This is a genomic window from Pantoea sp. CFCC18179 (assembly GCF_059412405.1).
The window spans coordinates 41256-60487 of the sequence record NZ_JBNBPM010000013.1 but is presented as its reverse complement, the minus strand read 5'-3'; the positions used below and the strand labels follow the sequence as shown (position 1 = coordinate 60487).

The window sequence follows — 19232 nt, the reverse complement described above, 5'->3', positions numbered from 1 at the left end:
CGCCGCCGGATAGTGGCAGCAGGGAGAAATAAAGGTTAAGCATGCAGACTGTCCAGAACGGACAGCGCGTCGCCAGCCATGACTGGTGGTTTTTTAAACATAGATGCGCCGTGGAAACTTGTCAGTAACGAGTAGACATATTTTTTCACGTTTGCCCCGCATTGCGATGCGCTTATCTTGCGGCAATCAATGTTTCAGCACATAAAGACACTAGAAAAGTGGGTTCTTGCATGATTTGCTGTGAGCAGAATCACGCTCGGCAGCGTAAAACTGTGTTTTTGGTGTCATGCCATGTTTTGCCGTCCAGCAATGTTACGAGGTTGTTAGACTAAACCCTTGTTTCATTCTTCCGATGCACACGCCCATGTTACGCTCCATCGAGTCCTGGAAAGTTAATCTGATATCTGTCTGGTTTGGCTGCTTTTTTACCGGCCTCGCCATTAGTCAGATCATCCCCTTCCTGCCGTTATATGTTGAAGAACTCGGTATCCGTGGCGGTAACGCATTAAGCGTTTGGTCAGGTCTCACCTTTAGCGTCACCTTTATTGTATCCGCCGCCGTGGCGCCATTATGGGGCAGCCTTGCCGACCGCAAAGGGCGCAAACTGATGCTGCTGCGCGCTTCCTTTGGCATGGGCGCGGTGATTCTGTTGCAGGCGTTTGTCACCCAAGCATGGCAACTGCTGTTGCTGCGTGCGCTGATGGGATTAACCTCTGGCTACATTCCCAACGCGATGGCGCTGGTTGCCGCGCAGGTGCCACGTGAACGCAGCGGTTGGGCGCTGAGCTGTGTGTCAACCGGACAAATCGGTGGCGTGATTCTCGGCCCGATGATTGGCGGATTGCTGGCCGACTGGCTCGGCTTGCGCATGGTGTTTATCGTCACTGCCGCATTGCTGATGGTGAGTTTCCTGGTCACTTTGTTCCTGATTAAAGAGACCGGTTATACGCCGGTGAGCAAGCAGGACAAGATGAGCGGACGCGAGGTGTTTCGCAGCCTCGATAACCCGCGTTTGATGGTGGTGCTGTTTATCACCACCATGGTGATTCAGATGTGCAACGGCTCGGTGAATCCGATTCTGACGCTGTTTGTGCGCGAACTGGCGCCGGATGCGCAGAACATCGCGTTCCTCAGCGGCGTGATTGCCGCGCTGCCGGGCGTTTCCGCGTTGATTGCCGCGCCGCGGTTGGGGAAATTGGGCGATCGCATTGGGACGCAACGTATCCTGATCGCCACCATGATTATGTCGCTGGTGCTGCTGGTGGCGATGTCGTTCGTCACCAGCGCCACGCAGTTGGGTGTGCTGCGCTTCCTGCTGGGCTTTGCCGATGGCGCGATGATGCCAGCGGTGCAAACGCTGCTGGTACGTCATTCACGCGATAACGTCACCGGACGCATCTTCGGTTACAACCAATCGTTTATGTATTTGGGCAATGTGGCGGGACCGCTATTGGGCGCGGCGGTGTCGGCGGCGACCGGCTATCGTTGGGTATTCTTCGCCACGGCGATGGTGGTGCTGATCAACGTATTTTTGCTGCGCCGCTTCTATCGTCGGCCAAAAAACACGCTGACTCAGCCCGTGAGCCAGCGTGAAATGGCCGAGCAAACTACTGAAGCAGCGTCAGCGCGTAGTGCCAGCGCTGCTGAGAAAGCAAAAACTCCGGGCTAACGCTCGGACTCCACGAATCATCGCCGCCGACGCCCATATGGAAGCCGTCGAGGTGCAGCCAGCAGCCTTCCTCCGGCTGCAACAAGTGGCGATGCGAGGTTTCGCGCAACTGCTCAAGGCTGTAGCGGCTGAGTGAAAAGGCGAAATCGCCACCAATCTGCCAATCGCCGCTGCGTAGCTGACGCGTGCCACAACGCAGACCATTTTCCCCCGGAAACACATAAGCGGTGCTGAGCGCCGCCAGCGGCAGTTGCCAGCGTGAGAACTGCGCTGCCAGTTGGCGATCCGGGTAATTCTCGTGCGGCCCCAATCCCAGCCAGCTCACCTGTTCAGGGGTATTTTTCAACTGGCAGCGCAGCCCAATGCGCGCTGGCGGCGGCAAGCCGGGCGCTTGCTGCACATCAACGCTAACTGACAATTCACCGCTGGCGCTGATCTGGTAACGTTTGTGGCTGGTAAACGCCAGTTGGCCGTTGGTGCGCCATTCATGCCAGGTTTCAATCAGCACGCTGTGTTTCAGGCTGTCGGCCTGCATATCCACCAACACCGCTTCAAGATCGTTATAACCGGCGTGTTTCCAGCGCTCAACCCACGCGTTGGGATCAACGTTGGCGGCTTCGCTGGTGCCGATATCGTTATCAATCGGCGCACGCACAAAGCACTCTTGCAGCGGCGACAGCAGCGTTTCTTCATCATCGACAAACCATTGCACCAGTTCGCCGCTGCGACGGGAGAAGTGCCAGCGCTGTTGCGGCAACACCACGGCGACCAGGTTGTGATTGGCGATCAATTCTGGCGCGCTGGCGCTGATTTCCGGCAGGCGCGAGGCGATTGCGGCGGGCAGCGGCCATTGATCCCACGCGACCAGCGCATTGGCTTCTGACCACGGCGTGGCAGCGATTTGATATACCGTCAGATTGAGCCAGGCATGCGCTTGCAGGTTTTCGGTCACCGGCAATGAAATGTGTTGGCTGCCTTGCGCGGCGAGATCCAGCGGCATTTCACCTTGCGCGATACTGACGCCATCTTGTTCAACCGACCAACGCAACACTTCGTTATCGCTGCGGCGGAACAGGTATTCGCTGGTGACGGTAAAGCTAAATGGATGGTTCGCATCCGGCTGGAACTGGAAGAACTGCTGCGCGCGCTGCGCTTCAAACAGTGCCGGATGCGGCGAACGATCGGCAAATACCAGGCCGTTCATGCAGAATTGGCGATCATTCGGCGTATCGCCAAAATCACCGCCGTAAGCCTGCCAGGCTGCGCCATTGTCGTCATAGCGCGTCAGGCTTTGATCAACCCAATCCCAGACGAAACCGCCTTGCAGGCGCGGGAATTGACGGAAAGCTTGCCAGTATTTGGCGAAGCCGCCAAAGCTGTTGCCCATCGCATGCGCGTATTCACACAGAATCAGCGGACGCGTTTCGCCCGGCAAACCAATCCACTTTTTCAGCGACCATTTTGGTACTGCCGGGAAGGGCTGATCCTGATCGACGCGCGCGTACATCGGGCAAACGATGTCAGTTGCCGCCGTATCCGCGCCGCCACCTTCGTACTGCACTGGGCGCGTGGCATCGCTGCTTTTCACCCATTGATACAGCGCATCATGGGTGCTGCCGTGGCCGGATTCGTTGCCCAGCGACCAGATAATAATGCAGGCGTGATTACGATCGCGCTGCACCATGCGCGTAACGCGCTCACTGTAAGCGGCAAACCAGCGCGGATCGCTGGAGAGCCGGTTCATTGGCTGCATGCCGTGGGTTTCGATATTGGCTTCATCGACCACATATAAACCGTACTCATCGCACAACCGATACCACAGCGGATGATTGGGATAATGCGCGCAACGCACCGCGTTGAAGTTGTGGCGCTTCATCAATTCAATGTCGCGGCGCATGCTGGCTTCATCTACCACCTGGCCGTTTTCCGGGTGATGTTCATGGCGGTTAGCGCCGCGAATCAGCAGCGGCTTGCTGTTGACGCACAATTGGCCGTTCTCAATGCTAACGCGGCGGAAACCGACGTCGTAGGCTTCGGCTTCAATCAGCCCGCCTTGATCATCGAGCAGTGAAACTACGGCACGATACAGGTGCGGCGTTTCGGCGCTCCACAACAACGGCTGCTGCACCGGCACAATCATTAATGCGCGTTCAGGATAATGGCCGCGTTCATCAATAATCGCGCTACCAGGTGCTTGTTGTTGTTCGCCAATCAACTTATCGCCGAGCCATAAACTGACGCGCAAGCGGCACTGTGCGAGTTGGTGCGCGCCGGGCTGAATCTTAACGTTGACGCGCAAATCACCACGGATGTATTCCGGGCTGAGTGCGGTTTCAATTTGCACATCGGCGAGTTGCGTAAGCGGCTTATGCAGCAAGGTCACATCGCGGAAAATGCCGCTCATGCGCCACATATCCTGATCTTCCAAATAGCTGCCATCGCTCCAGCGCAGCACCATCACCGCCAGGCGGTTTTGTCCTGGCTGCAACGCTGCGCTGAGATCGAATTCGGCCGGTAAACGGCTATCTTGCGAGTAACCGATCCATTGTCCATTGCACCATAAGAAGAAGGCAGAATTGACGCCATCAAAGATGATGCGTGTCTGGCCCTGATTCAGCCAATTTTCATCCACTTTGAATGTGAGCGAATAACATCCGGTGGGATTTTCCCTGGGAATAAAAGGCGGCGTCACCGGAATCGGGTACTGCACGTTGGTGTAAATCGGCGTATCGTAACCATGCAATTGCCAGTTGGCGGGCACCGGTAGCGCATGCGCGCCAGGCAGATCCTGCAACAGCCAGCTTTGCGGCACTGCTTCCGGCTGAGTGAAATAGCTGAAGGTCCATTGGCCGTTGAGTGAGATGCGCGAAGGCGAAGGGCGATCGTCACGTGCGCTGATCTCATCGCGCCAACTGGCAAACGGTGGATGCGCATCCAGGCGATTCAGGCTGGTGATAACCGGGTTTTCCCAATCGCGGCGTGCCAGAATTTCACTAAGGGAAACGGTGGATGATGTCATGGTCTGATCTCATTAAATGTAATGCGCTCACATTGCGTGAATTTAGCGCAACAGTAAAGGGATTAGCGATGATTTTGCGAGGTGAGTCCGCCTGGTAATTAACCGGAACTGTGATGTTTTTGCCATGGCAGTACCCGCGAATTGTTAAGCGTGGTGAGCGGAGATGAATAGCGGCGTGATGCGGAGAATTCTGTATTGTCGCGCCCGATGCGGCCTCATACACTCAGCCCGATTTCACCCTTCTGAGGTTATTATGGTTCGTATTATGAAACTCGCCGCGGTCGTGGCATTGGTTAGCGCATTGAGCGGTTGCATTTTCCCACCTCCAGGCGGCGGTGGTGGTTGGGGCGGCGGACACGGCGGCGGTCCGGGTCGTGGATTCTCGGAACCACGCTAATTTAGTGCCAATTTAAATTAATTTCTAATAAGCGAAACGTTTCAACAAACACTATTTGTCATCAGTGAAACGTTTCGCCGTTACATATTGAATTTGCATCGCTTTTAATGCGCTGCGGTTATTGCTAATTTTTCCATTTAACACTTAAAAATCCTTGTTGTTTTATTCTGCTCAATGCTAACGTCTGTTTTTCTTCTCTCTATTGAGCTTGTCGCATGAAAAACCTGATTGCGGAACTCCTTCTAAAGCTGGCAGAAAAAGAAGAAGAGTCTAAAGAATTAGTGGTTCAGGTTGAGGCGTTAGAAATCGTGTTAACGGCGATGCTGCGCAAACTGAATCCGGAACAATTCCATGAAATCGCTGCGGGCATTAAATTGGCGATGCCGCCGGTGTCACCGGCTGCTGAAACGCCTGATACCACATTATTGCGTAATTACGTTGAAAGACTGCTCGACCACCCGCGCGTTTAGCCAGCTTGGTCCTGTTTTTACAGGAAAATGTCGTTATGGAGTTCTCGCATTTGCTTATTCCGTGCCATGCTTAGTAAGCAATAATGCTAAGGAGAATCCGGTAATGAAATCGTGTCTTTTGGCAATAATGGCAGCAGGCCTGCTGATTGCAGGCGGAGCCAGTGCAGCAGAGAAAACCGCTCAACAGGAAAAAATGACCATGTGTAACCAGAGCGCCGGTACACAAAATCTGAAAGGTGATGCGCGTAAAAGCTTCATGAGTGACTGTCTGAAAAAAGACAGCAAAATGGGCAGCATGACGCCGCAGCAAATGAAGATGAAAACCTGCAACGCCGATGCAGCGGATAAAAAACTCGCTGGTGATGCACGTAAAACCTTTATGAGTTCCTGTCTGAAAAAAAGTTAATTGAATTAACCGCTGACGTTTAACATGTAATAAGGGTTCATGTTTATCATGAACCCTTTTTTTATGTCGAATTTCATACCTACAGTTATCGTAGGGTCGCCATTTATGGTGACCTATAAATATCTGGATGCGATCTCATTACGTAAATATTCAATTTTACTTATCACGTCAGAATAAAAACGCATACCAGGATATCCATCACATTCCGCGGCTAAAAACACTGGCAGGATGCATTAGTCCTAAATGATGACTAATTAAATATTCGCCAATTTCCCCGCGAAGCCGGACCGTTCGTTGGACAGCCTTTACCTGTGGAGTCTGCTATGAATGTGCTTGATTATGCTGTGATGGCGCTTTACGCGCTGATGATTGTGGCTATAACCCTGTGGGCAATGCGCAAGGTGGGCAGCACGCGCGATTTCTTTGCCGCGGGCGGCAAAATGCCGTGGTGGCTTTCTGGCGTGTCGCATCACATGTCGGGCTACAGTGCGGCGGTGTTCGTCGCCTACGCGGCGGTGGCGTACAACATGGGCATCACCATCTATTTCTGGTGGGCGTTCCCGATTGCCATCGCGGTGCTGATTGGTTCGCGTTTGTTCGCGCCGCGTTGGGCGCGCTTGCGTATTTACATGAATATTGAATCGCCGATGGAATACCTCGCCACACGTTACAACGTACCGACGCAAATGGTACTGGCGTGGAGCGGTGTGCTGCTGAAAACCTTCGACGTTGGGGCAAAATGGGCGGCGATCGCGGTGATCATCAACGTGTTTACCGGGCTTGATCCGCTGGTTGGCATTTGCCTATCGGGCGCGCTCAGCCTGTTTTACACCGTGATGGGCGGTTTGTGGGCCGATGCCTGTAACGACTTCGGTCAGTTCGTGGTGCAGTTTGTCGCGGCGATTGTGATGGTGGTGGCGGTGGCAATGCATCTGGGCGGTTTTGGCGAACTGTTCACTATCTGGCAGCGCTTGCCCGAAACGCATACGCAGATCATTCAACAGCCGTATTCGCTCGGCTTTATCCTCGCCTATTTCGTTATCTACACCTTGAGCTATAACGGCGGCACCTGGAATTTGGCGCAACGTTTCATCGCCGCGCCTGCGGGCCGCGATGCACGCAAAGCGGCACTGCTGTCTGCCGCGTTGTACCTGATCTGGCCGCTGATTCTGTTCTGGCCGATGTGGGCGGCGCCGCTGCTGTTTCCCAATCTCAGCGATCCGTCGCGCTCCTACTCAATGATGGCGATGGAACTGCTGCCGAATGGGTTAGTCGGACTGGTGCTGGTGGCGATGTTTACTCACACGCTATCGATGACGTCATCGGACGCCAATGCCATCACCGCCGTGGTCACGCGCGATATCCTGCCAGGCATGCTGCCCAAGCGTTTTCAGCGCAGCAAAAGTTCGCTGCTAGTGGCGCGGCTGACGGCGTTTCTGTTCATCATCACCACGTTGATCATTGCCATGAACGCCGGTCGTTTTGGCGGCGTGCTGTCGCTGCTGATCATCTGGTTTGGCGGCTTAGTCGGCCCCATCTCGATTCCGATGTTGTTGGGCTTGCTGCCCGCTTTCCGTCGCAGCGGCAGCGCCGCCGCGCTGGTGAGTTGGGCGGTCGGCGTCGCCACCTTCTTCTGCGTGAAATTCATGCTCAACGATGTCAGCACCGCCACGCAGGTCGCCGCGCCGGTGATGTCATCGCTGGTGCTGTTTGTGCTGATGGGCTGGCTACGCCGCGCGCCGGTGCGCCCGGAAGTCGATCAACTGCTCAATGCACTTAATCAGGATCACGATGCGCCCACGCAAGCCAGTTGGGCGCAGAAAAACAATGCTTCTCAGGAGGGATAACATGACGCTATTACAACAAGGATCGCGTGACCGTTTGCAGGTGCAACGTTATGCCAGTCGTCTGGCGCTTGGTGAGGCCGCGGCGCAGGATGCCGCCACTCATTTGCGTCAATTGCTCAGCCAACAAGCGGTGGTGCGGATGGTGTTTGCGGCTGCGCCGTCGCAAAACGAATTCCTTGCCGCGCTGGCAGCCGCGCCGGATATCGATTGGTCGCGCATTCACGCTTTTCACATGGATGAATATATCGGCCTAGCCAACCACGCACCGCAGCGTTTCAGCCAGTTTCTGCGCCAGCATTTGTTTGATTTAGTGCAGCCGGGCGAAGTGCATTTGATTCCATCTGACGGCGATCCAGCGGCAATCTGCGAGGAATACAGCCAAAAGCTCAACGCCGCACCGATTGATGTGGTGTGCCTCGGGATAGGTGAAAACGGGCACCTGGCATTTAACGATCCGCCGGTCGCGGATTTCAACGATCCCTTGAGCGTTAAAGTGGTGGAACTGGATGACGCGTGTCGCCAGCAGCAGGTCAACGATGGCTGCTTTGCGACCTTCGACGCGGTGCCCACACATGCGGTGACGTTAACCCTTCCCGCATTGCTGCGCGGTTTGCGGCTGTTCTGCATGGTGCCGGGCGCGACGAAACGGGCGGCTGTTCACGCCACGCTGCACGATGACATCTCCACCGCCTGTCCTGCGACATGTTTGCGCCAGCATCCAAGCTGCACGTTATACACCGACAGCGATGCGTGCCCGGAGGTGGAACTTGACTGATTCCCTACTGCGAGGCCGCGATTACCGTACGCTGCAACCGATTGAGTTGCAGATGCAGGACGGCCTGATCATGGATATGCGTCCACTGGACACTCTGGATGACGACATCATCCTTGCGCCAGGTTTGGTGGACCTGCAAATCAACGGCTTTCAGGGCGTGGATTTCAACCATTTCCCGTTTAGCGAAGAAGACGTGGTACGCGCCACGCGAGCGCTGTGGCAGCAAGGTGTCACCAGTTATTTGCCGACGGTGATCACCGCGCAGCCGGAGTTGATCGCGCAAGCGATGCAGCGATTGGCCAGCGCTTGTGAACATCATCCGGATGTGGCGAATGCGGTGCCGGGTTTCCACCTCGAAGGACCGTTTTTATCGCCGGAAGACGGGCCGCGCGGCGCACATCCGCGTGAGGCGATCTGCGCGCCGGACATTGCTTTATTTGACGGCTGGCAGCAGGCGGCGCAGCAACATATTCGTTTGCTGACCTTGTCGCCGGAGTGGGAGCACAGCAACGCATTGATCAAACATTGTGTGGCGCAGCAGGTGCGCGTTGCCATCGGCCATACCTCGGCAACAGCACAGCAGATTCATGCCGCGGTGGAAGCCGGTGCGACGCTCTCGACCCATTTGGGCAATGGCGCGCATCTGCAACTGCCGCGCCATCCCAACTACATCTGGCAGCAACTGGCGGAAGATGCGTTGGCGGCGACACTGATTGCCGATGGCGACCATTTGCCGCCGGAAGTGTTGAAGGTGTTCCTGCGCGCCAAAGGCGAACAGGCGCTGCTGGTCAGCGACGTCACCGCGTTTGCCGGACAGCCGCCGGGCATTTATGACACCGCGATTGGCGGTCGCGTGCAGCTCAGCGACGGTGGACGGCTGAGTATGGCCGATGCGCCGCAATTGTTGGCCGGTTCGGCGCGCGGATTGCTGGAGGGCGTTAACTTCCTGCTGCGTCAGCAATTAGCCACGTTGCCACAAGCGATTGAGATGGCATCGCTGCGGCCCGCACGTCAGATTGGCTTGCCACAACAGCAAGGATTAGCCTGTGGCGCGCCCGCCGATGTGCTGCTGCTGAATACGCAGCCTGACGGCAGTGTTACGCTGCGTGGCTGTGTGAAGCTGGGCAAGCGGGTGGCTTAAGCAGACTTTCTTTTGCGTTTAAACAGTGACTTATCTGCCGCTGCGTTTTGTTGTTGCCGACAATCCACCACGATTTGCCAGGCTTACTGTTTGTAGGGAATTGCTGTTTACCTCACAACCACAAGAATGGAGGCCAATCGTGAGCTATCAAACTGTCATGGAACTCAAGGCGCTGGCACAGCGCAAACCCACCAAAGTCACCGTCGGCGAAACCGATATGGTGCTGATTCGTGATGGCGAGCGCGTGCAGGCGCTACAGGCCAAATGTCCGCATGCGGGTGCGCCGTTAGAGCAGGGCGCGGTGTGCGGCGACAAACTGGTGTGCCCGTGGCACAAAGCGGTATTTCAACTGCAAGACGGGAAGATGTGCGAGCCGTTGGCGCTGGCAAATTTAAAGCGTTATCCGGTGCGTATCGAACAGGGCAAAGTGCTGATCAATCCGCAGGCGATGTCGCCGGCCAGCGTGCCATCCGCGCAAGGCAAAACGCCGGTCTGCGTGATTTTAGGTGCGGGCGCAGCGGGCAGTGCAGCGATCTGGACGCTGCGTGACAGCGGCTTTAACGGTCGCATTGTGTTGATCGAACGCGAATCAGCAGCGCCTTACGATCGCACCGCGCTGAGTAAGTTTGTGCCGTCGGGGAAAATGGCGATCGATGACGTGCCGAAACTGCTCAAGCCGGAGTTGCTGGCAACGGTGGAACGCTTACAAGGCGAGGTTGAACAACTCAAGGCGCTCGAACAGACCTTGCTGCTGAAAGGTGGCAAAGCGCTGAAATTCGACCAATTGCTGATTGCCAGCGGCGGCGTGCCGCAACCGTTGAATATCCCCGGCAAAGAGTTAGGCGGGGTGCATATGCTGCGATCGCTTGATCAAGCTGATGCGTTGCTAAAAGACGTTGATGATAGCGAACGCCTGGTGATCATCGGCAACAGCTTTATCGGCATGGAAATGGCCGGTTCGCTGCGCAATCGTGATGTTGACGTCACGGTGATTGCGCGCCATCCGCTGCCGTTCGCCAACCAGTTTGGTGAAGAGATCGGCCAATACTTTTACGATCTGCATCGCAGCAATGGCGTGAAGTTTGTTGAAGGCGAGCCGGTGGCGCTGGAAGGTGAGGGCGATGTTAACGCGGTACGCTTGAAAAGTGGCAAGCAGATTGAGGCCAGTTTGGTGCTGTTTGCCACCGGCGTCGCGCCAGCCACCTCGTTTATTCATGATCTACCGTTGGAAGAGGATGGCAGTTTGCTCACCGATGGCCAACTGCGCGTCGCTGACAACATTTGGGTGGCCGGTGATATCGCGACGTATCCTTCGGTACGTGGCCCGCAGCGTATTGAGCACTATCGTGTGGCGCACCAGCAAGGGCGCATCGCGGCATTGAATATGCTGGGCAAAACGCAGTTGTACGATCGTGTACCGTTCTTTTGGACCGCGCATTACGGCACGCGCTATGAGTATTTAGGCCATGCGGAACAGTGGGATGATTACCGCTTGCTGGGATCGTTGCAGGATAAGCAGTTTGTGGCTTTTTATTTGCGTGAAGGGATGATTGCGGCGGTGTGTTCGGCGGGATTATATACGCTGACGGCAGCGCTGGTAGAGGAGATGCAGCAGCCAATGACGTTGGCGCAGGGAATGGCGTTGTATGAGGCTTATCAAGGATAGGCGCTCGTTAGTTTGTGCGCGCTGTCCCTCATCCCAGCCTTCTCCCGCAAGCGGGAGAAGGGGCCGATCGAGTGCTTATGCAGAATTGTTTTTCACCTAATCATTCCCTCTCCGCGTGCGGGAGAGGGTTAGGGTAAGGGGCAAACCGCACAAATCTACTGCTTACTCAGCGCCTCGGATTTCGCCATACACTGCTGCATGGCGTTAATCACTGCCGCGCGGAAACCTTGCTCTTCCAGCACTTTTACCGCTTCAATGGTGGTGCCGCCTGGCGAGCACACCATATCTTTCAGTTCGCCGGGATGCTTGCCGGTTTCCAACACCATCTGCGCTGAACCTTTCACCGCTTGTGCGGCAAATTGATAGGCCTGCGCACGCGGCATGCCGCCGAGAACCGCCGCATCGGCCATCGCTTCGATAAACATAAACACATATGCCGGTGCTGAACCGCTCACGCCGACCACCGCGTGAATCAGATACTCATTCACCACCGCTGCTTTACCAAAGCTTTCGAAAATTCCCACCACTTCATCGACTTCATGCGCTTCAACCAGCACGTTTGGCGTGATGGATGTCATGCCTTCATTCACCAGCGACGGCGTGTTGGGCATTACGCGGATGATTTTACGGTCGTGGCCCAATACTGCAGCCAGCGAATCCAGCGTCACACCGGCGGCAATCGACACCACCAACACATCTTTCTTCAGCTGGCCGGCCAAATCTTTCAGCACTTTGAGAATCACATTCGGTTTCACCGCGCCAAACAGGATATCGACTTCGCGCGCCAGGCTTTCAACGCTGTCCGCCGCCGTCACGCCATATTGCTGTGCCATCGCCTGATTGGTAGCCGGTTTGCGGTCGAACACCCAGATATTGGCCGGGGCGATCTGCCCGCTGTTAACCAATCCGCTGATGATGGCTTTGGCCATATTGCCGCAACCGACAAACCCGATTTTTTTCTCCAGCATCGCTTAATCCTCTATGTGGTCCATTTTTCTGTGGGGGTAAGCTTACGTCAGCAGCGATTAATAACAAGGCGGGCGGCACGCAAAAACAGTTGCCATTCCGCGCCAGACCGGCAAGATCAGCGGCATTGTCTGTGAAAAAAGGATTCATCATGTCGATTTGGGTTGATGCCGACGCCTGTCCCAATGTCATCAAAGAAGTGCTGTATCGCGCTGCCGAACGCACCAAAGTCACCGTAACTTTCGTGGCGAATCAACCGTTGCGTGTGCCGCCGTCGCCGTGGCTGAAAACCTTGCAGGTTGCTGCCGGCTTTGACGTGGCCGATAACGAGATTGTGAAGCGCGTGCAGCCTGGTGAATTGGTGATTACCGGTGATATTCCCCTGGCGGCAGAAGTGCTGGAGAAAGGGGCGGCGGCGTTGAATCCGCGCGGAGAACGCTACTCGCCAGATACCATTCGCCAGCGCTTAACCATGCGTGATTTTATGGAAACGATGCGCGCCAGCGGGATTCAGAGCGGCGGCCCGTCGACCTTAAGCCAACGCGACCGCCAACTGTTTGCTAACGAACTGGATAAGTGGCTACGTCAGCGCTAATCAGACGAAACTGTCATCATCATCGAAGTCGCCGCCACTGCCAAAGTCGCCGAAATCGTTGTTATCCGCCAGGTTGTTATCCCAGCCCGAATTGTTGTCCAGAAACGCATTGTTGCTGTCGTTGCCATTGAAGGTGTCGAGGCTGTTGTCGACCTGCGGCAGTGCCGGTTCGTTGATGATATTCACGATCTCTTCCGGCTGCGAATGATGGAACATGCTGGTCAGCATATCCGCCATTACCACGCCGCCCGCCACACCGACCGCAGTTTGCAACGCGCCGCCGAGGAAACCGGTGCCGCGCGGTGGTGCTGCGTATTGCTGCTGTGGCGGTGGCGCATATTGCTGATGTGGTTGCGGCGGCGCGCTGCCCCACGGCTGCTGTTGCTGCTGTGACGCCGCCGGGCGCGAACCGCCACCAAACAGGCTCGACAGAAAACCGCCGCTGCTCTGTTGCGGCGCTTGTTGCTGCGCCTGCGCCAGACGATTCTCTAAATCTGTCACCTGCGCATTGAGTTTTTTCAGTGCGGCTTCCTGAATCAAAATCGCCTGCGACATGTAATAAGGCGCGCCGGGCTGATTCTGTAAATGCTGTTTGATCAACTGTTCTGCGCCCGCATCACGCGGGCCACTTTGCGTCTCAGCCTGTTTCAATCGGCTGAACAGGTTTTCAATCAGTTGTTGTTCTTCGCTTTGCATGGGGAACCCTCCGTTTAAGGTATGTCTCATATATGAGGGCGCGGGTCAGGAAAGTAAATCAATGACCTGGTAAGGAAATGTTGCCCGCTCTTACATTTAGGCGGATGCACGATTCACGCATTGTTTTTCGTTGCATAATCAAACAAGTAGCCTGAGACCATGCTGAAATACGCATAAATCGTGCCTCGCGGGTGGCTGATAAAATAAAATCCAGGTATTATGCGACGCATTATTGACCTGATGACGTTGCCCGTGCGGCACATTACGGCGGAGGATGAGCCTGGATGTCATTACCCATCTATCTGATCGGCGCACGCGGTTGCGGTAAAACCACTGTTGGCCAGGCGCTGTCGCAAGCGTTGGGCTATGCCTTTAACGATACCGATCACTACTTACAGCTCACCACGCAACGCAGCGTGGCGGACATTGTCGCGTCTGAAGGTTGGGATAGCTTCCGCGCCCGTGAAACCGAATCGCTGCGTGCCGTCACGGCGCCCAACACCGTGATTGCCACCGGCGGCGGCATGGTATTGGCGGAAGTGAATCGTCGCTTTATGCGCGAACAGGGGCAGGTGATTTGGCTTAACGCGCCGTCAACGGTGTTGGCCGAGCGTTTGGAACATCAACCCGAAGCGGCGCAACGCCCAACCTTAACGGGCCGCCCGATTGCCGAAGAGATGGGCGATATTCTGCGCGAGCGTGCGCATCTCTATCGTCAAACCGCGCATCATGAAGTCAATGCCATGCAATCGCCCGATCGCGTGGTCGAGCAAATTCTGCAATCGCTGTCACTCGCCCGCGCCAGTTAACGCCTCAGATTCGTCCCTGTTTTTTGCAGCGATCCTCAGTTGTCTATACTTAACGGTAGGCAGAGGATCACTGCTGCCTGTGGACAATTGCGAGAAGAGGGAAAACGATGCCAACTAAACCACCGTATCCGCGTGAAGCGCGAATTGTTACCGTTGAGAAAGGCCCTGCTGGCAATACCGTCACATGGTATGAATTACGCGCTGACCATCCCAAACCTGATTCGTTAATTAGCGAACATAAAACGCAAGCTGAAGCGCAGGACGCGAAAGAGCGATACGAAGATATCAAAAAAGACTAACTTTACCCGTCATATTTCAAGCTGCAGAGGCGTTGGCTACATGTGCTCACCCCAGTCACTTACTAAAGTAAGCTCTTGGGGATTCTCACATTTGCCGCCTTCCTGCAGCTTGAACTATTTAGGGTAAAGACAATTTTTTCTGCCAAATAACTGTTTATTTCCAATTTATCTCTACACCTTTCTGCTGAATAAATCCTGCGCCTGATAACGTCATTCATTTCACGCTTAGTGCCGTATTTTATGCTGCCTTAAAACACGCCAGTTTTGTCCGGCTCAAAATTTGCACTTGACCGCGAAAGCGTAGCGTTTTACTTTCGGGTTATTGATATAGGAACTCAGTTCCACATAGTGAAACCGACACCATGACCACACTCGAAAATGCCGCCGCTGTATTGAAGCTGTTCCAGCGCTTTGGCGTGACGCAAGGCCATCCTGGCTTAACGTTTACCGAGGTGGTGGATGCGTTGGGCTTGCCGAAAAGTACGGTTTCTCGCCTGCTGGCGACCATGGAAAGTGAAGGATTGCTTGAGCGTGACGCGGAAAGCCGCTGCTTCCAGATTGGTCGCGTGCTGCTTTCTGTGGCCGGTCATTATCTCTCGACACCTTTGGTAGATAGCGCGTCGGCGCCGATGGCGCGTTTAGCGGCCAGCAGCGGCTGCATGGGCTATATCTCGGTGATTGATGGCGATGATGTGCTGGTGATGCGCATGTATCACGGGCGCTTCTTCACTCAACTGGTTACGCCGCCGGGTACGCGCGTTTCACTTCCCGGCACCTCAACCGGACGCGTGTTGTTAGCGCAGCTTAGCGATGATCAAGTGCGCGAGCGTTTTGCCAGCAACTGGCAGGCGGCTTCGGCGAACTCGCCGCTGAGTGTCGATGCATTATGTGATGAATTAGCGGTGATTCGACAGCAAGGCTGGGCACTGGCGCGCAATGAGACGCTGCCGGGCATCAGTTCCATCGCGGTCGCGGTGACCAACAAGCATCGCGGCGAAAGTGCTGCGTTGTGTCTCTCGTTTTTATCGCAAGAAGCGGCGCCCGGCTACCCGGAAGCACTGCTCAGCGAACTGCGTGCAACGGCCGCATTGATGGCCGAAAAATACGGCGCATAACCTTATTTTCGATTTAAAGGCGTTTATTCGCGCCACACCGGGGAAATAGCAGGTCTACGGACCTGCTTATTTCAATAATCAGGGAACGATTTATAAAAAGCATTGGTGTCCCGCGTGTCGGGCATTAAATGTCTATGCGTTTTCTACAGGGTGAAAATACGGGGATCTTATGCGTCAAAATAATCCAATAAAAAGTGTTGGCGTGGCCTTAATGTTGGTGCTGCTCTCGGTAGCCGGTGCCATTATTGGGGTTCAGCTTATTACCACTATTGGGGTGACACCCAATACCTCTATTATCGGCGCGCTATTTGCCATGCTTCTGGCGCGTATTCCACTGCAATGGTTCCGCCGCTATCGCTCAATCGAAGTGCAGAACCTCGCGCAAACCGCCATCTCTTCCGCCACCTTCGGTGCTGCTAACAGTTTGTTGATGCCGATTGCGGTGCCGTGGGCGCTGGGCGAGCCACAATTGGTGTTGCCGCTGTTTGTGGGCGTGAGCGCCGCCATGCTGCTCGATGCTTACTTACTCTATCGCTTGTTCGATACGCGTGTATTCCCGGCCAGCAATGCGTGGCCACCGGGCGTTGCCGCCGCTGAAGCGATCAAGGCTGGTGACAAAGGCGGCCGTCAGGCGTGGTTGCTGGTGGTCGGCATTGTTGGTGGTATCGCCGGTTCGATGCTGAAGATTCCGATGTCGGCCTTTGGTACGGCGTTCATCGGTAATATCTGGGCGCTGAGCATGCTCGGTATTGGCTTCTTATTGCGTGCTTATGCGCAACCGGTTGCTGGTATTGATATCAATGCACTTTATATTCCGCACGGCGTGATGGTCGGTGCCGGTTTAGTGGCGTTGATTCAGGTGGCGCAGGTGATCATCAGCCGCCGCAAAGATCAAATCAACGTCAGTCGTCCCGACAGCGATGTGAAGCGCTCGTTGGGCTTTGGCACCGTGGGTTACATCGTTATTTCGACGTTGCTGGCGCTGGCGGGCGGTTTGTGGAGCCAGATGGGCTTGCCGATGTTGGTGCTGTTCATCATCTATGCCGCATTTGCTGCCTTTGTTCATGAACTGATCGTCGGGATTGCCGCGATGCATTCCGGCTGGTTCCCGGCGTTTGCCGTGGCGTTGATCACCCTGATTCTCGGTATTCTGCTCGGTTTCCCGCCGTTGGCGCTATGCCTGTTGTGTGGCTTCACCGCGGCGACCGGTCCGGCTTTTGCCGACATGGGTTACGACTTGAAAGCCGGCTTCATCCTGCGTGGCAACGGCGCTGATTTGCAGCAAGAGTTGTGGGGACGTCGCATCCAGCTGATCGCCGCGATGATTGCGTTCGTCATCTGTATTCCGGTGGTGTGGTATGCGCACAACCTGTTCTTTGCGGAGAACTTGTTGCCGCCGGTGGCGCGCGTGTATGCCAAAACCATTCAAGCCGGTGCTGAACCGGGTATCGCCGGAAACCTGCTGATGTGGGCAATTCCAGGCGCGATTATCCAATTTATCGGTGGGCCAAAACGCCAGCTTGGCGTGCTGTTGGCGACCGGTTTGCTGATTAACAACGCCGCTGCCGGTTGGGCGGTGATGGTCGGTATCGCACTGCGCATCATCATCTTGCGCGTATGGGGCGAGCGTGGACGTTCACCGATGGAGGTGATGGCCGCAGGGTTTATTGCGGGCGACGCGCTGTACAGCTTCTTCCATTCACTTTTCGCCAGTAGCACCAAGAAATAATCCAGGGAATTCATTATGAGCTTACAGCAGACATTGCAGGTGTTTGAGTTACTCGATAGCGCCTATATCGACGGCCAACAAGTGGTGGATTTATTCGCCGCTTATCCCGGCGTGACCGCCAGCACCAAACGTGTGACTGGGCCGAAAGGGCGTACCGATTTCGTGCGTATCGATATTCCAGGTTCGCAAGGCAAGAGCAAAGGTGGCAACGCGCCGACGCTGGGCATTATTGGTCGCCTTGGCGGTATCGGCGCGCGTCCAACGCGTATTGGCATGGTGTCTGACGCCGATGGCGCGGTCGCCGCAGTCAGCAGCGCACTGAAGCTGGCACAGATGCAGACCAAAGGCGACGTGCTGGCCGGTGACGTGATCATCACCACCCACATCTGCCCGGATGCGCCAACGCGTCCGCATGAGCCGGTGGATTTCATGGATTCGCCATGTGACGACATCACCATGAATGACAACGAAGTGATTGCTGGCGTCGATGCGATTCTGTCGATCGATACCACCAAAGGTAACCGCATTCTCAATTACAAAGGCTACGCGCTGTCGCCAACGGTGAAAGAGGGCTACATCCTGCGTGTCTCTGAAGATTTGCTGCGCATTATGGAGATGACCAGCGGCCAGCCAGCGGTGACGTTCCCGATCACCACGCAAGACATCACGCCATACGGCAACGGTGTTTATCACCTCAACAGCATCCTGCAACCATCAACGGCCACTGATGTGCCGGTGGTTGGCGTGGCGATTTGCGCCGAATCGGTGGTGCCAGGTTGCGGCACCGGCGCCAGCCATGAAGTGGATATTGCTTTAGCGGTGAAGTTTGCGGTGGAAGTAGCAAAAGAGTTCGGGCGCGAAACTTGTCAATTCTATGACCAGCAAGAGTACGCTCTGCTGCTATCTTTGTATGGTAGTCTCAGCCACTTGCGCAACCGGAAAGCCTAACGATGAACACGTCCCTGGTTACTCTTACGATTGGTCAATCTCCGCGCAGCGACATCTTGCCGCTGCTGGAAGAACATCTTCCCGCTGAGCAAGTCGCGCACGCGGGTTTACTCGACGGCCTGACGCTAGCCGAGGTTGAGCAGCATTATGCACCCGCGGCGGGTGACAAGGTGCTGGTATCGCGTATGACCACTGGCGAGCAAGTGCGCTTGTCGGGGCCAAAAGTGGAGCAGGGACTGCAACGTAAAATCATCGAGCTGGAACAGCAGGGCTACGACACCATTCTGCTGCTGTGCACCGGCGAGTTTGGCGCGCTGAAATCGCAATCCGCCTTGCTGCTGGAGCCAGATCGCATCATTCCTCCACTGGTGAAGGCGATTGTGCAGGATCATAAAATCGGCATCGTGGTGCCGGTGGAAGAGCAGATTGCTGAGCAGGCCAGCAAATGGCGTCATCTCAGTACGCCGCCGTGCTTTGCGGTCGCCAGCCCGTATCTGGCCGAGCATGCCGATCTGGTCGAAGCCGGATTATCCTTGCAGGAGCAAGGCGCGGATGTGGTGGTGCTGGATTGCATCGGTTATCACCAAAAACACCGTGATTTCCTGCAGAAAATGCTGGGCATTCCGGTGCTGTTGTCGAACGTGCTGGTGGCGAAGCTGGCAGCAGAATTGATCGTCTAATGCGG

Annotated in this window: 18 protein-coding genes; 15 read left to right on the top strand and 3 right to left on the bottom strand. The window is 55.5% G+C overall.

Annotation, left to right across the window (positions count from 1 at the left end; all coding sequences use genetic code 11):
- Positions 1–364 precede the first annotated feature (364 nt).
- On the top strand, positions 365–1669 hold the full coding sequence (locus ACPUC7_RS19870) for a multidrug efflux MFS transporter (protein ID WP_494924190.1): 1305 nt from the start codon (positions 365–367) through the stop codon (positions 1667–1669).
- Here the strand turns inward: ACPUC7_RS19870 and ACPUC7_RS19865 are convergent.
- A complete protein-coding gene (locus ACPUC7_RS19865; protein ID WP_494924189.1) occupies positions 1608–4688 on the bottom strand; it encodes a beta-galactosidase in 3081 nt (1026 codons plus the stop codon). The two genes, ACPUC7_RS19870 and ACPUC7_RS19865, sit on opposite strands and share 62 nt — an antisense overlap.
- 265 nt (positions 4689–4953) lie before the next feature.
- On the opposite strand from ACPUC7_RS19865, the gene ACPUC7_RS19860 reads away from it, so the two are divergent.
- From ACPUC7_RS19860 to ACPUC7_RS19830, 7 genes are all read left to right on the top strand, one after another.
- Positions 4954–5085, top strand: a complete 132-nt coding sequence (locus ACPUC7_RS19860; RefSeq protein ID WP_343553647.1) for a hypothetical protein — start codon at positions 4954–4956, stop codon at positions 5083–5085.
- A gap of 215 nt (positions 5086–5300) precedes the next feature.
- Complete coding sequence (gene iraP / locus ACPUC7_RS19855; protein WP_494924188.1) at positions 5301–5555, top strand: anti-adapter protein IraP; 255 nt, start codon at positions 5301–5303, stop codon at positions 5553–5555.
- A 103-nt stretch (positions 5556–5658) separates the two neighbouring features.
- On the top strand, positions 5659–5961 hold the full coding sequence (locus ACPUC7_RS19850; RefSeq protein WP_343553610.1) for a PsiF family protein: 303 nt from the start codon (positions 5659–5661) through the stop codon (positions 5959–5961).
- A gap of 323 nt (positions 5962–6284) precedes the next feature.
- Complete coding sequence (locus ACPUC7_RS19845) at positions 6285–7808, top strand: sodium:solute symporter family protein (RefSeq protein ID WP_494924187.1); 1524 nt, start codon at positions 6285–6287, stop codon at positions 7806–7808.
- Position 7809: 1 nt separating this feature from the next.
- The gene (locus tag ACPUC7_RS19840) at positions 7810–8583 is read left to right on the top strand and encodes a glucosamine-6-phosphate deaminase (protein ID WP_494924186.1); all 774 of its coding nucleotides are present in this window, start codon (positions 7810–7812) and stop codon (positions 8581–8583) included.
- Positions 8576–9724: an N-acetylglucosamine-6-phosphate deacetylase gene (locus ACPUC7_RS19835; RefSeq protein WP_494924185.1), complete on the top strand. Its 1149-nt coding sequence runs from the start codon at positions 8576–8578 to the stop codon at positions 9722–9724. Before ACPUC7_RS19840 ends, ACPUC7_RS19835 begins: the two co-directional genes overlap by 8 nt.
- Positions 9725–9863: 139 nt before the next feature.
- A complete protein-coding gene (locus tag ACPUC7_RS19830; RefSeq protein ID WP_494924184.1) occupies positions 9864–11390 on the top strand; it encodes an FAD-dependent oxidoreductase in 1527 nt (508 codons plus the stop codon).
- 155 nt (positions 11391–11545) lie between these two features.
- On the opposite strand, the gene proC is transcribed toward ACPUC7_RS19830, so the two are convergent.
- The gene (gene proC / locus ACPUC7_RS19825) at positions 11546–12358 is read right to left on the bottom strand and encodes a pyrroline-5-carboxylate reductase (RefSeq protein ID WP_343553615.1); all 813 of its coding nucleotides are present in this window, start codon (positions 12356–12358) and stop codon (positions 11546–11548) included.
- 149 nt (positions 12359–12507) lie between these two features.
- On the opposite strand from proC, the gene ACPUC7_RS19820 reads away from it, so the two are divergent.
- Complete coding sequence (locus ACPUC7_RS19820) at positions 12508–12951, top strand: YaiI/YqxD family protein (protein WP_007887063.1); 444 nt, start codon at positions 12508–12510, stop codon at positions 12949–12951.
- Here ACPUC7_RS19820 and ACPUC7_RS19815 read toward each other — a convergent pair whose 3' ends face one another.
- Positions 12952–13647: a DUF2076 domain-containing protein gene (locus ACPUC7_RS19815; RefSeq protein WP_494924183.1), complete on the bottom strand. Its 696-nt coding sequence runs from the start codon at positions 13645–13647 to the stop codon at positions 12952–12954.
- A gap of 284 nt (positions 13648–13931) precedes the next feature.
- Between ACPUC7_RS19815 and aroL the strand changes: the two genes are divergently transcribed.
- The 6 genes from aroL (at position 13932) to ACPUC7_RS19785 (ending at position 19227) form a co-directional block, all read left to right on the top strand.
- Positions 13932–14456 carry a shikimate kinase AroL gene (aroL, locus tag ACPUC7_RS19810; RefSeq protein WP_494924182.1) on the top strand — a complete coding sequence of 175 codons (525 nt, stop codon included), beginning with the start codon at positions 13932–13934 and terminating at the stop codon, positions 14454–14456.
- A 107-nt stretch (positions 14457–14563) separates the two neighbouring features.
- Positions 14564–14755, top strand: coding sequence for a YaiA family protein (locus tag ACPUC7_RS19805; RefSeq protein WP_343553619.1), 192 nt, complete (start codon positions 14564–14566; stop codon positions 14753–14755).
- A gap of 362 nt (positions 14756–15117) precedes the next feature.
- On the top strand, positions 15118–15870 hold the full coding sequence (locus ACPUC7_RS19800; protein ID WP_494924181.1) for an IclR family transcriptional regulator: 753 nt from the start codon (positions 15118–15120) through the stop codon (positions 15868–15870).
- 169 nt (positions 15871–16039) lie between these two features.
- Positions 16040–17599, top strand: a complete 1560-nt coding sequence (locus tag ACPUC7_RS19795; protein ID WP_343553621.1) for an OPT/YSL family transporter — start codon at positions 16040–16042, stop codon at positions 17597–17599.
- Between the two features lie 15 nt (positions 17600–17614).
- A complete protein-coding gene (locus ACPUC7_RS19790) occupies positions 17615–18547 on the top strand; it encodes a DUF1177 domain-containing protein (RefSeq protein ID WP_494924180.1) in 933 nt (310 codons plus the stop codon).
- Between the two features lie 2 nt (positions 18548–18549).
- A complete protein-coding gene (locus ACPUC7_RS19785) occupies positions 18550–19227 on the top strand; it encodes an AroM family protein (protein WP_343553623.1) in 678 nt (225 codons plus the stop codon).
- The last annotated feature ends 5 nt before the right edge of the window (positions 19228–19232 follow it).